The organism is Scytonema sp. NUACC21 (assembly GCF_054684315.1).
The window spans coordinates 23010-36034 of the sequence record NZ_BAAFZH010000081.1 but is presented as its reverse complement, the minus strand read 5'-3'; the positions used below and the strand labels follow the sequence as shown (position 1 = coordinate 36034).

Annotated in this window: 13 protein-coding genes; 11 read left to right on the top strand and 2 right to left on the bottom strand. The window is 42.4% G+C overall.

Going from position 1 to position 13025, the window contains the following annotated elements; all coding sequences use genetic code 11:
- Positions 1–110: 110 nt before the first annotated feature.
- A complete protein-coding gene (locus tag ACYRY3_RS18380) occupies positions 111–326 on the top strand; it encodes a hypothetical protein (protein ID WP_460203053.1) in 216 nt (71 codons plus the stop codon).
- Here the strand turns inward: ACYRY3_RS18380 and ACYRY3_RS18375 are convergent.
- A complete protein-coding gene (locus ACYRY3_RS18375; protein ID WP_460203052.1) occupies positions 323–601 on the bottom strand; it encodes a DUF7219 family protein in 279 nt (92 codons plus the stop codon). The genes ACYRY3_RS18380 and ACYRY3_RS18375 overlap by 4 nt on opposite strands.
- A 497-nt stretch (positions 602–1098) precedes the next feature.
- On the opposite strand from ACYRY3_RS18375, the gene ACYRY3_RS18370 reads away from it, so the two are divergent.
- From ACYRY3_RS18370 to ACYRY3_RS18345, 6 genes are all read left to right on the top strand, one after another.
- Complete coding sequence (locus ACYRY3_RS18370; RefSeq protein ID WP_460203051.1) at positions 1099–2643, top strand: SulP family inorganic anion transporter; 1545 nt, start codon at positions 1099–1101, stop codon at positions 2641–2643.
- Between the two features lie 153 nt (positions 2644–2796).
- Positions 2797–4635 (top strand): NAD(P)H-quinone oxidoreductase subunit F, encoded by a 1839-nt coding sequence (locus ACYRY3_RS18365; protein WP_460203050.1) that lies wholly within the window; start codon positions 2797–2799, stop codon positions 4633–4635.
- A 12-nt stretch (positions 4636–4647) separates the two neighbouring features.
- Entirely contained in the window at positions 4648–6147 is a 1500-nt protein-coding gene (locus ACYRY3_RS18360; protein WP_460203049.1) for an NADH-quinone oxidoreductase subunit M, read from the top strand.
- 49 nt (positions 6148–6196) lie between these two features.
- Complete coding sequence (locus ACYRY3_RS18355) at positions 6197–7330, top strand: CO2 hydration protein (RefSeq protein ID WP_460203122.1); 1134 nt, start codon at positions 6197–6199, stop codon at positions 7328–7330.
- 96 nt (positions 7331–7426) lie between these two features.
- Positions 7427–8542 (top strand): magnesium chelatase ATPase subunit I, encoded by a 1116-nt coding sequence (bchI, locus tag ACYRY3_RS18350; protein WP_460203048.1) that lies wholly within the window; start codon positions 7427–7429, stop codon positions 8540–8542.
- Positions 8543–8677: 135 nt separating this feature from the next.
- Entirely contained in the window at positions 8678–8974 is a 297-nt protein-coding gene (locus ACYRY3_RS18345; RefSeq protein ID WP_460203121.1) for a hypothetical protein, read from the top strand.
- Here ACYRY3_RS18345 and ACYRY3_RS18340 read toward each other — a convergent pair.
- Positions 8971–10062, bottom strand: a complete 1092-nt coding sequence (locus ACYRY3_RS18340) for a nucleotidyltransferase domain-containing protein (protein ID WP_460203047.1) — start codon at positions 10060–10062, stop codon at positions 8971–8973. The genes ACYRY3_RS18345 and ACYRY3_RS18340 overlap by 4 nt on opposite strands.
- A gap of 445 nt (positions 10063–10507) precedes the next feature.
- Here ACYRY3_RS18340 and ACYRY3_RS18335 point away from each other — a divergent pair, with 445 nt between their 5' ends.
- The 4 genes from ACYRY3_RS18335 to ACYRY3_RS18320 all read left to right on the top strand — a co-directional run bounded on the left by ACYRY3_RS18335 (position 10508) and on the right by ACYRY3_RS18320 (position 12996).
- Positions 10508–10711 carry a hypothetical protein gene (locus tag ACYRY3_RS18335; protein WP_460203046.1) on the top strand — a complete coding sequence of 68 codons (204 nt, stop codon included), beginning with the start codon at positions 10508–10510 and terminating at the stop codon, positions 10709–10711.
- Between the two features lie 149 nt (positions 10712–10860).
- On the top strand, positions 10861–12162 hold the full coding sequence (rplU, locus tag ACYRY3_RS18330) for a 50S ribosomal protein L21 (RefSeq protein WP_460203045.1): 1302 nt from the start codon (positions 10861–10863) through the stop codon (positions 12160–12162).
- Between the two features lie 230 nt (positions 12163–12392).
- A complete protein-coding gene (locus ACYRY3_RS18325) occupies positions 12393–12608 on the top strand; it encodes a hypothetical protein (protein WP_460203044.1) in 216 nt (71 codons plus the stop codon).
- A 34-nt stretch (positions 12609–12642) separates the two neighbouring features.
- The gene (locus ACYRY3_RS18320; protein ID WP_460203043.1) at positions 12643–12996 is read left to right on the top strand and encodes a type II toxin-antitoxin system RelE/ParE family toxin; all 354 of its coding nucleotides are present in this window, start codon (positions 12643–12645) and stop codon (positions 12994–12996) included.
- Positions 12997–13025: the final 29 nt, after the last annotated feature.

Here is a 13025-nt window from a genome sequence, read left to right as displayed (position 1 = left end):
CTAGCTTCTTATTCTTAGATGACCTAAAAAAATATCGAACATTTTTGGTTAAGATTAGGTTATGATATTCATCGGATTTCACTTGTATAAGTTCATTCTTAAGTTTTTGGATGAGGAGCGCACTTGGTCCCAAAGTAGGAGATAAAGTTTTAATTCTGCGCCCTGCTTACGTGGCAGGGAAAGTAGGTGTTATCTGTGAGAGGGAAGTACTTTCAGAGGGAAACCTAAGCGGACGGTGGCTGGTTCGGGTCGATTCCGAAGATGTTGTGGTGTCGCTGACCCCAAACGAGTTTGAATTGGCCAAAGATAATTTTGAAAATTTTTAGGTTACATCTGGCGATTCTGGTTCCTCTGGAGGGTTGTCGCCAATACCAAGTTCTTTTTTAGTGCGTTTCAACTGCTTCCAAAGCGCTTTAATCTGCTGGTAGGCTTCTTCTGGAGGGAGTTTCCCAGAAGTTTCTAAACTTGTAATAATGCCAACCTTTTGAGCAAATTCTTGGAGATTGGCGTTAAAAATTAGGTTTTGTGGCTTAACTTGACCGTAGTAACGACCTCGCGGATAAAGAAAACTGTCTTTATCTTCCTGATTGGGTTGTTCCATGAGTTCACCTTTATACATTTTTCTTTTATAAAATTTAACCTATTCTTAAACAAAGTACTTTTTTTAACAAAACACTGTTTATTCATTACGTGGCATCTCCCAAAAGAAAGAGATTTTTCAGTCGCGTAGATGCTAGCTAGCCACACCATGAAATAGCACCCGATTGTGAGAAATTTCTCATAATCAATTCATACTTCTTTCATGAAATATTTTTTAATTTTTAGAAAAATAAAGAATTGTAAATGGTAACAATAGCTATAGCTCGATAGAAGGCAGACTCAGATTCGGCGTAACCCATCAGTAAATACTTAAAGTCAACTGAAGGATGAAGTATAAAGTAAGCCCTATTAATACGAGAAGGCAGTGCATTGGTTGTTTTCCAGAGTTTAAAGCAACTGCCGTGGGCTTTTATTCATCTATCAACCTATTGTTCATCTTTTATCCTTCATCCTTTGTTGGTCATACAACATCAAAAATTGCAATCGGAGGACAAGCAAATGAGAAACATAATGAGCATTAGGGATAGACCCTCATTCACCAGTGAAGTACCAGCATCGTTTGTTGTATTTCTTGTTGCCCTCCCTCTATGTATGGGAATTGCCATTGCCTCGGGAGTTTCCCCCGCCCGTGGCATAGTGACAGGAATAGTTGGTGGGCTTGTTGTTAATGCTGTATCCGGCTCTCCAATGCTGGTAAGCGGACCAGCTGCAGGGCTTGCTGTCATTGTTGCAGAAATCATACAGCAATATGGCATTGATATGCTTGGTCCCATACTTATCTTGGCGGGTCTCATCCAATTGCTCGCAGGGATCTTTAAACTTGGTCAGCTATTTCGTGCCATGTCTCCCGCCGTTGTCTATGGAATGCTTTCAGGTATTGGTGTACTGATTTTGGCATCTCAGTTTCACGTCATGCTGGATGATGCACCCCGCTCACACGGCTTAGAGAACTTGTTCACAATTCCCAAAGTGATTTATAAAGCTATATTCCCAATGGATGGGAGCGTTCATCATATTGCAGCTTTACTGGGTATCACAACTATCGTTACTCTTGTTCTGTGGGAAAAGTTCAAGCCACCCAGCCTGAAGCTTGTACCGGGCGCACTTGTCTGTGTCATCATTGCCACAACAATTGCTGCAGTGTATAAATTACCCGTTGATTATGTTGATGTCCCTTCAAATCTCTTAGAGGCAATTCAACTTCCATCCCTTGCCACCTTACCACGGCTGATTCACGCTCCTGTCTTACTAGAAGCTATAGCTGTTGCGTTCATTGCCAGTGCGGAAAGCTTACTCTCAGCTGCCGCAGTAGATCGACTCCATACCGGACAGAGAACAGATTTTGACCGCGAATTAGCAGCACAAGGATTTGGCAATATGCTGTGTGGGCTACTTGGTGCTTTGCCAATGACCGGAGTGATAGTTCGCAGTTCTGTGAACGTGGAAGCAGGCGCAAAAACAAGACTATCTGCCATGCTTCACGGACTTTGGCTGCTCATGCTGGTGATTGCCGCACCTGGATTATTGAGAATAATTCCAACTTGTAGCCTAGCAGCAATACTGGTTTACACTGGCTACAAGTTGATAGAAGTAGAACATATTCGCCATCTCAAGAAATACGGGCGCTTTCCTCTGGTCATCTTCTTTGCCACTTTGATAGGAATTGTAGCAACAGAACTCCTAACAGGAGTCCTAATTGGTATTGTACTGACAGCGATTTCACTGATTTACAAAGTATCCAAACTCAACATTCAAGTTGTGAAAGATGAAAACAACGGGCGAGTTGATATTTATCTAGAAGGCGCAGCAACATTTGTGAGGCTGCCAAAGTTAGCAAGTCTTCTAGAGGCAATCCCTCCAAAAACAGAATTGCACATCCATTTAGATAAACTGGCTTACATAGACCATTCTTGCCTTGACCTATTCTCAACATGGGCAAAACAACAAGAAAAAATGGGTAGCACCCTCATAGTGCAGTGGGATGGGCTTTTAGAACGCAATCGTAAAATTTACACCAACGGGCAATCGCAAGCTGCGACATAGACAAACAGCGAACCGTTATCAGTTAACAGCGACCAAAATCCGAAATGTGAAGTGTGAACTGACAGCAAAACAGTGAAGTGTGCAGTGTGAAGTAAGAAGTAAAAGGTTTTCATAATTCCATCTTCGATTCTTCATCCCCTATGAGGTACCTTCATGACAGATTTTTTCATTCAAACCACGTGGTTAATCCCGTTCTACGGCTTGCTCGGGGCAGTCCTGACCTTGCCCTGGTCAACTCAAATCATACGTCGCACGGGTTCGGGTCCGGCTGCTTCCCTGAATCTCCTCATGACTTTGAGTGCCTACATTCACGGTCTCATCGTCTTTTGTGTACTGTGGAAGCAACCACCACAACAGTTACTCATTCACTGGTTTAAAGTCGCGGATTTAAACCTATCATTTGCCCTAGAAATCTCATCAATTAGTGTTGGGGCGATCGAACTCGTGACAGGTTTAAGCCTGTTAGCCCAGATATATGCTCTGGGATACATGGAAAAAGATTATGCCCTTGCCCGCTTTTTTGCGCTTATGGGATTTTTTGAAGGGGCAATGAGTGGTTTGGCGCTTTCCAATTCCCTGTTACTCTCCTACGGCTGGTTGGAACTGCTGACTCTGTCAACATACTCCCTAGTGGGATTTTGGTACGCACAGCCCTTGGTGGTTACAGCAGCGCGTGACGCATTTCTTACCAAGCGAGTAGGTGACATTTTGCTTCTCATGGGAGTGGTAGGGCTTTCAACTCTTGCAGGCAGTACAAACTTTCCAGAACTGTATCAATGGGCACAAACAACCCATTTACCATCACCAGCGATCGCGCTGTTATGCTTGGCACTGATTGCAGGTCCAACAGGAAAATGTGCCCAGTTCCCCCTTCATCTTTGGTTAGATGAAGCGATGGAAGCCCCCAGCCCAGCCTCAGTTTTGCGGAATTCTCTCGTGGTTGCTTGCGGTGCATATGTATTGGTGAAACTCCAACCCATTCTGGCGATTTCACCTGTTGCAATGACAACTTTGATTATCATTGGTACAGTGACCGCTCTTGGCTCATCCCTTGTCGCAATCTCTCAAATCGACATCAAACGTGCTCTCTCTCATTCCACAAGTGCCTACATGGGGGTAGTCTTCATTGCCGTTGGAATGCAATGGACAAATTTCGCCCTAATGATGATTTTGGCTCATGCCATTGCCAAAGCTTTGTTATTCATGAGTATTGGTTGCGTCATCACAACAACCAACACTCAAGATCTAACAGAAATGGGAGGGCTCTTAAAAACCATGCCCATTACAGCTAGTGCCTTTGCTTTCGCTACAGCAGGGCTCATTGGATTGTTACCCCTCGGAGGCTTCTGGGCAATGCAACGAGGAATTGAGCAATTTTGGCTAGAAGCACCTTGGTTGGTGGGTATCTTGCTTTTGGTTAACGGTTTGACAGCCTTTAACCTCACTCGCGTGTTTCGTCTTGTATTCTTAGGTCCATCTCAAGTCAAAACTCGTCGCGCACCTGAAGTCGGCTGGCAAATGGCATTACCAATGGTTATTTTGACGGTGACTACCCTATCAGTACCCTCCATGCTACATAGTCTGGATCTGATACCGTCATGGATATCCGTGAGTAGGTCAGAAACTATTTTGCTGACTCTATCTGGCATATTGGGTTACGGGCTTGGGGCCATCGTTGAACTGCGAAGAGTTTGGCTAAGACCAGTACATAAAACAGCAAAATTCTTACACGAGATGTTGGCTTACGACTTTTATATCAACCAAATTTACCGTGTCAGCATTGTTTTTGCTGTAGCACAACTGTCAAAATTCACGGCTTGGTTTGACCGCTTCATTCTGGATGGTGCGGTAAATTTATTAGGTCTTGCCACAGTTTTAACCGGTCAAAGCTTGAAATACAGCGCCTCAGGAAAGTCCCAATTTTACGTGCTCACAATTTTACTGGGCGTGAGTTTTTTGACCGTTTTTATGACTTTGTCAACTATCCACTAACCACTATCCACTATGCTCAGTCCCCTCATTTGGATACCAGTACTCGGTGCTGTCTTCATCGCATTTTTTCCCAAAGTGACACCAAGACTTGCAAGATGGATTTCATTTGCGATCGCCATCAGTCTGTTGATTTGGTCGATATTCTTAGGAAGCCAATTTCAACTTCTCAATTCCAATTGGCAATTTCAGGAATACGTACCTTGGCTAGAGACATTAGGCATCAATTATCATTTGGGCATTGATGGTTTATCTCTCCCTTTGCTCATCCTTAATGGTTTACTTACAAGCATTGCGATTTACTGTACCAACCCACTGACCCATCGACCCCGGTTTTACTATACCCTCATTTTGCTTTTAAATGCTGGGGTAGCTGGTGCCTTTCTGGCTCAAGATTTGCTATTGTTCTTCCTGTTTTACGAAGTGGAATTAATTCCCCTGTATCTGCTGATTGCGATTTGGGGAGGCGATCGTCGCGAGTACGCAGCAACAAAGTTTTTGATTTACACGGCGATTTCTGGAATTTTTCTACTTGCAAGTTTTTTGGGATTAGTTGGGTTTAGTGGTGCTAATAGCTTTGCTTACAATCCCTCACTCTCATCTGTCTTACCTTTAGAAGTTCAACTTCCCTTGCTAGTCACCCTTTTGGTGGGATTTGCTATCAAAACACCTCTTGTTCCCTTCCACACCTGGTTACCCGACGCTCACGTTGAAGCGTCTACTCCTGTGTCCATACTCTTAGCAGGAGTCCTGTTAAAGCTAGGAACTTATGGTTTAGTGCGGTTTGGCTTGGGTTTATTTTCCCAAGCATGGTCAGTCCTTGCTCCCTGGCTTGCTACTTGGGCTGTCGTCAGTGTTCTCTACGGAGTGTTTGCAGCGATCGCCCAAACGGACATGAAAAAGATGGTTGCTTACAGTTCTATTGGGCACATGGGTTATGTCTTGTTAGCAGCATCTGCCGCAACTCCTGTAAGCTTGATGGGGGCGTTGATGCAAATGATAAGCCACGGTTTGATATCTGGCTTGCTCTTTCTCTTAGTTGGTATAGTTTACGACAAAACTTGCAGTCGCAATCTCAACATTCTCAAAGGTTTACTCCATCCAGAACAGGGTTTACCAGTGATTGGCACCCTCATGGTACTAGCAGTCATGGCAAGTGCAGGTATCCCCAGTATGGCAGGTTTTGTTGCTGAGTTTTTATGTTTCCGAGGGAGTTTTTCCATCTTTCCCATACAAACCCTACTCTGCATGGTAGGCACTGGCTTTACTGCAGTGTACTTTTTAATGTTAGTTAACCGCGCCTTTTTTGGTCAAATTCCTGATGCGATCGCAGAACTACCCCGTGTGAAATGGTCAGAACACATACCTGCTGTTATTTTAGCAGCAACTATTATCCTCCTTGGAATCCAACCTAATTGGCTCATTGGTAGAAGCGAAGCAACAACAACCGCCTTAACAGTTACCAGCTATCAATTCTCAGTGAAAAATGACCAATTATCAGCAAACAAAATTTGATAACTGGTCATCTGTCACTGATTTTGTTCATTTGCTCGGAGAAACAACAATGATTGCTACTCTTTCAAAAGTTCAACAAATTGTTCATCCTCTAAACGAGTACATTAATCGATTGGAAGCAGGAGAAGCTCTGTTACCTGATTCCCCTCAAAATTTGTTAGAAGTTGTTGGAATTCTACACAGCTATGCATTTGTTTTGGATGCATATTCAAGGAACCTTCTCTACATTTCTAAAAATGCTTTCCTAGAACCATTTCCCTTCTGGAAACACTTTAATGGTAAAGTCACGACAGCAAAGTTACTGCGTTATGGATGGCACGATCGCTTTAATTTTGAGTATGCAGAATACTGCGCTAAAACTATGTTTTGGCATGGTGGTAGTAGTTTGGATACTTACTTAAATTCTCCAGAATTTGAGCAAGCTGCCCAAGAAGCAGTTCTAGCAAAAACTCAAAACAATTTACTATTAAGAGGCTTTCATCATTTATTCCCTGCCTTCTTTACAGAGCAAGTTCGGCAACTTGTGTATTATAATGCTTTGGGACAATTCTGGAGAGTGATGACCAATATCTTCAATGATTTATCCCATCGCTACAATCGTCAGGAAATCACCTCCATTCCTCAAGTTGTAGACCATATCCAGTCAGGTTTGACCGCAGCAGCTAAACAACCCATTGCTTATACTGTCTTTATTCGCGGTCAACTCTACAAAATTATTCCAGAAACAACAAGTTTAAAGTTTTTGCAAGACGTAGCTGTACCCTATGTCGAAGCAATTTTCTTCCGAGGAACCCCCTTTTTTGGCACAACTTCCTACAACGCACAAGCCCGTCAAATATCTCCAGCCCTATCTGAGTTTACTTATGGGGCACTTTATGCAGAACCGCTTTTAATAGGTAGTGCGGGAATTCCTCCTACTTTACTCATGCAAGATTTGCGCCATTTTTTACCCAGTTACCTACACGAGCTGTATATGCGATCGCATCGTGGAGAAGATAATCTACGGGTACAAATTTGCCGCAGCTTCCAAAAATCTATGTTTTGCGTTGCGACGGCGGCCATTAAAGGGTTATCACCCTATCCATTGGGTACTCAAGAACCCTATCAACAACAAGCTAACCGCCTGTATCTGGAAAATTGGATGAATCGCTTTGTGTACTCCCGTTTGCCCAATATCCAGTAACTCTGTGTGCTATCTCATCTCTTCCCTCAGTTCCCCAGAACGCTACCTATGGCACAATAAAGACGGTAATAAGAAATATATAGATAAGGTAATTTAGTGAGTCCAACTGCTCAAGCTACGGCAAGTACGCGTCGTGTGGTATTCCCATTTACAGCAATTGTGGGTCAGGAAGAAATGAAACTGGCTCTGTTGTTGAACGTGATAGACCCTAAAATTGGCGGTGTCATGATTATGGGCGATCGCGGTACGGGGAAATCCACAACCATCCGGGCGCTGGCTGACTTGCTACCAGAAATCCCTGTGGTTGTTAACGATCCATTCAACAGCCATCCCAGCGACCCCGATTTGATGAGCGATGAAGTCCGCCAACAGCTAGAGCAAGGGGCGGATATTCCCACAGTTCAAAAAAAGGTTATAATGGTAGATTTACCATTGGGAGCCACAGAAGACCGAGTTTGCGGCACCATTGACATCGAAAAAGCTTTATCAGAAGGTGTCAAAGCCTTTGAACCGGGACTTTTAGCAAAAGCCAATCGGGGTATCCTTTACGTAGATGAAGTGAACTTGCTAGATGACCACCTCGTAGACGTGCTTCTTGACTCTGCTGCTAGTGGCTGGAATACGGTAGAACGGGAAGGAATTTCGATTCGTCACCCAGCACGTTTTGTGCTTGTCGGTTCTGGTAACCCTGAAGAAGGTGAACTGCGTCCTCAACTTCTCGATCGCTTTGGAATGCACGCGGAAATTCATACGGTTAAAGAACCAGCCTTACGCGTGCAAATCGTTGAGCAAAGGGCAGAATTTGACCAAAATCCTCCAGCATTCTTAGAGCAATACAAATCTCAGCAGGAAGAACTGCAACAAAAAATTGTCAATGCCCAACAGCTTTTGCCATCGGTCAAAATAGACTACGACCTTCGGGTGAAAATCTCTGAAGTTTGTTCCGAACTTGATGTTGATGGACTGCGGGGTGATATCGTTACTAACCGCGCCGCAAAAGCAATCACTGCGTTTGAAGGGCGTAGTGAAGTCACAGTTGATGATATTCGCCGGGTGATTACTTTGTGTCTGCGCCACAGGCTGCGGAAAGACCCCTTAGAGTCAATTGATTCTGGCTACAAGGTTGAAAAAGCCTTTAGTCGCGTCTTTGGCATAGAAATTCCCGATGAAACCACACAAAGAAACGGTACGGGACAAAAAGTTAGAAGTTAGTCCTTAGTCATTAGTCATTAGTCAAGCGTTTAGAGTCAACCATTAATTAACAACCGTATATTTTGACTTTAGACCAATGACCAATGACCGATGACCAATGACCGATGACAAATGACCAATGACAAATCAGTTCTTATGAGATTTTGGCGTTTTTGGTTCAGTACATTTATACTATCCAGCCAGTACAACCCACCCCGGTTTGTAGAGATGCTGATGGTTTTGGTAGCAATTGCAATGCTGATAGTTTGGAATTTTACCTTAGAGACACCTTATATGATATTAGGGTGGAGTTTGGTAGTTGGAGCGTCAATGTCCATATTGGTCAGAGAAGCTATTGCCCCTTCCCCAGAAATTAGAGTAAATCAATTAGCAGCATTGTTTTTTCTTATTACTAGTGCCTACGGTTTTGTATATATCTTTCAAACTCTTTAACTCCAACCTTGCATCTCTACCAATTCCATACACAATTCATTGATTTGTTCTAGATTAGGACGGTCGGGCAAAGTAGACGCTTCGTAAACTTTGTCCATTTCAGCAACTAAATCTTCTGCCATCTTCATTATTTGCTCGTAAGAATAATCTCCCCGAAGAATCGCTTTTAACCCCTCTGCATCTCCACCTATTCTTCGGTCTACAATCACTTCTCCTTTCTGCAAGATTTCTAGCCCACTGCGTAACAATCTGATACAATGCATTCCATGTTTGAGGTCGTAACCCGATTTTCTCTCCATCTCCGCCCTAGCTGGATTTCTATTTTCTTGCCATGCTAAGTAAGCTTTCCATTCTCTTAAAGCCACTTGATAAGTTTGGCTTTTCTTTAGCAAGCGAATAAAATCTTTCCGGCTATTTGTTAATTTTTGTGTATATTCCAAAGCTTCATCAGCTAGCGGATACTGTTTCAACACGCCTTTAAAGTCTATATCTGCTGTCAGCAATTTATATAACTGGTCTGCTTCTTCTAAAAATTCAATTTTACCTCTAATTAAGTTATAAAGATATTCCAAAAAAGCGTTTAACTCATCTTTTGTAAGTGGTACTTCGTCTTCTATACCATAATCAGATGGAAGTGGTTTCTTTTGTGGCGGATTGAGCAACCACTTGCGATGAGTTTCCATTTTTTTTATTTGGGCAAAGGCATACCCAGAGTAAGTATGCTTGACTTTTTTAGTCAAGAATATTTTTTTCTGATTAATTAAGTGCTGACCTACAGCTGTTAAAACAGGATATTTTGTTAACCACAATAATTCTATAATATTGGGATTTGCTCCTGCAAGTAACTGAAGTATTTTTCTTAATTCGTATATGACTGTGTCTTTATTATTATCCAGAAAGGGAAATATTCCTGGTTCATCCCATCCACTATCTTTTTGTTCAATAATGTCAAATCCCAAATAGTAATTTTTGGCTGCTACAAATACGCCTCGGTAGTCGTAATCGGAATCGGGTCTATTTAACCCGTATCCGTGGCTACCTGCTAGCCCAACTAGAATTGTTCTTTTTTCAACTTCTATTCTTTGCATATGGATTTTTTTGAGAACTTAAGATTAAGTAGGAAGTAAGGGTTTTCTCTGGGGAGTGCATTTGTACTCTTTTGTATTACATTGTAGTATAAATTGGGGGAATTGCGATCGCTTCACAACCAAAACTTGTTGACTTTATTTGTCCCGATCTACTTACACGTAGGGTTTGCTACCAACAACAGGAAAGCTGAAAACAAGAGACAATTAGAAAATTTATCTGCTAAATTAGCTACAAAATTCATTTCCCAATCTGTCAAGATTTTTACAAATGTTCTTTAGTCAGTACTTAAGTAAAAATTCTCAATTAAGCAATATTGAGAAGTACAAAGTTTTTCAGAACATTATCTAATTTCTACCCAAATTTAAAGATGGGAAAGCCATACTGATAAAGAGAGTGTTTAAATATGTGGCTAAAAACTTTTTTAACGTTTAATCAATTTTTAACATGGCAACCTTAAAATCTTCTTGTGTTTCATCTTGTCGTTACTGTCGTTATTACACACCACAAGGGCAGCGTGGGGGCACCTGTCAGCTACTGAACGTATTAGTAAAATCAGAGTGGAAAGCTTGCTCGTTGTCTGCTCCATCTTTTGCGTCTGCAAGTAGACAAGAAGCTGAAGAATTAACCTTAGCGACTGGCAAAGCCTAGGTGAATTGACATTAAGCTATTTGTTAAGCTATGATTACGGATTGTCTGTCTAATTCCTGCTCGGATCAGGTAAAGACGATACAAAAGCTGAGAAGCTGTTTAAAAGCATAAAGCTCAGCTACCTGTACGGCAACCTCAAGGACAATTCCATGACTTACGCAATTATTGAGACTGGCGGCAAACAAATTAGAGTCGAACCAGGTCGCTTTTATGATATCGAGTTGCTTTCTGCCGAACCGGATGAGAAAGTCACAATAGAATCCGTTTTGTTAGTGCAGCACAACGGAGAGGTTACTATTGGACAGCCGCTTGTAACAGGAGCAAAAGTAGAAGGCACGGTGATGCGCCCCGACGGCAAGACCATCGCTTCTGCAAGTAGGGACAACACGGTAAAACTGTGGGATACCACAGGCAGAGAACTCAAAACCCTCAAAGGGCATACCGCCGAGGTTTTGAGCGTCAGCTTCAGCCCCGACGGCAAGACCATCGCTTCTGCAAGTTCGGACAACACGGTAAAACTGTGGGATACCACAGGCAGAGAACTCAAAACCCTCAAAGGTCATTCCGCCGAGGTTTATAGCGTCAGCTTCAGCCCCGACGGCAAGACCATCGCTTCTGCAAGTTCCGACAAGACAGTAAAACTGTGGGACTTCGATCTAAAAAATTTACTTAGGTTGGGATGCAATTGGCTCCAATATTATTTACCCCAGCATCCTGAAACATTGGCAGACCTTCAGGGATGTCAAACAAAGCCTCTCCTGAGTGCCGCCGCATCGACTTTAATAGAACAAGGTGAGAAATTAGCAACAGAGGGGAATTTTGAGGGTGCAGTTGTTAAGTTTAATAAAGCCAAGGTATGGAACTCCAAACTAAACTACAATTCAGAAGTAAAAGCAGCACCAGCTATAGTTGTCCAAGGCATAGAACTCGCCCAAGAAGGCGAAATTGAGGCAGCATTAGTTAAGTTTAAAAAAGCACAACAACTGGAGCGAAATATTGACCTGAATCCAGAGACAGAAGAGCTAGAAAATAATCCAAAAGCAATTGCTGTTATTACACGAGGAGAAGCACTGGTAAAGCAGGATAAAATCAAAGAAGCGATCGCTCTTTACAAAGATGCTCAAAAACTCGATCCCTCTTTAACAATCTCTGCCAATGATTGGAATTCTCTTTGTTGGGATGGTAGCTTGCGAATGTTTGCCAAAGACGTGATGTTTGCCTGTGAAAAAGCAGTTGCTCTTGCACCAAAAGATGGAGGGATTCTTGATAGCCGAGGTCTAGCGAGAGCGTTAACTGGCGATTTCAAAGGAGCGATTGAAGATTTTCAGGCATTTATTAAATGGTCTGATAATTCTGAGCAAAAATCACAGCGACAAAGCTGGATTAATGCCTTAAGTGCAGGTAAGAATCCCTTTACAACAGAAGAGTTTAAAAAGTTGAGGGAGGAGTAGAGATATGTTTCACGTTTAAAAAGAATTGGTATAATTTATGTGCCGAATTGGGTGGATAAGTGGCGGGCAAGATGCCCGCACCACAAGAAATTTTAGGATATTTTTTATTTGGAAGCCCCTAATCGCGATTGGCAGGATTTTACTATGTGCTTATCTGCCGCTATGCTGTAGCGAAGCTATCGCTATATCCGTTGAAGGCAACAACCACTGCATTGACTTTTTAGATTTTGGTGATAGAAACGAAAAATAGTGCAGTAGAAGTATTTGAGGGTTTAGCCCAACTGGTCACTTATGCTGTTAAAAGCTTACAGCAGCAATCATCTGTTTGGGGGTTAGTGACGAATGGTAAGGGTTATCAGTTTGTCCGTTTTGAACATCCAGCACCTTCCCTCAAGATACAAATTCTTATACGTTCACCCAGAGTTGACAAAGCTGCCAGCATTTGATAACATTTTTGTTATCTAAGCTAAACAAAGTTAAGTGGTGCAATGGCAAGTTGAGTTCTATAAGTTGTCTGATGGTAGTTCTCCTGTGTTGGCTTGGTTTGAAGAGCAAGAGGTTAAAGTCCAGGCAAAGTTTGCCCGGACATTTGACTTGCTTAAGGAATACGGTATATCGGTTGGAATGCCCCACGTGCGTTCTATGAAAGGCTCAAAGCTATTTGAGATTCGGGTAGAACAAGATACAAACATTTACCGAATTTTGTATTTTGCCTACACAGGTCAGCGATTTGTTTTACTGCATGGCTTTCAAAAGAAAACTCAGAAGACTCCAAAGAAAGAACTTGAGATTGCTGAATCTCGGATGAAAGCTTTTCTAGCAGACGCCGAGTAACAAAACATCACTGATGAAGCAAAAAAAGT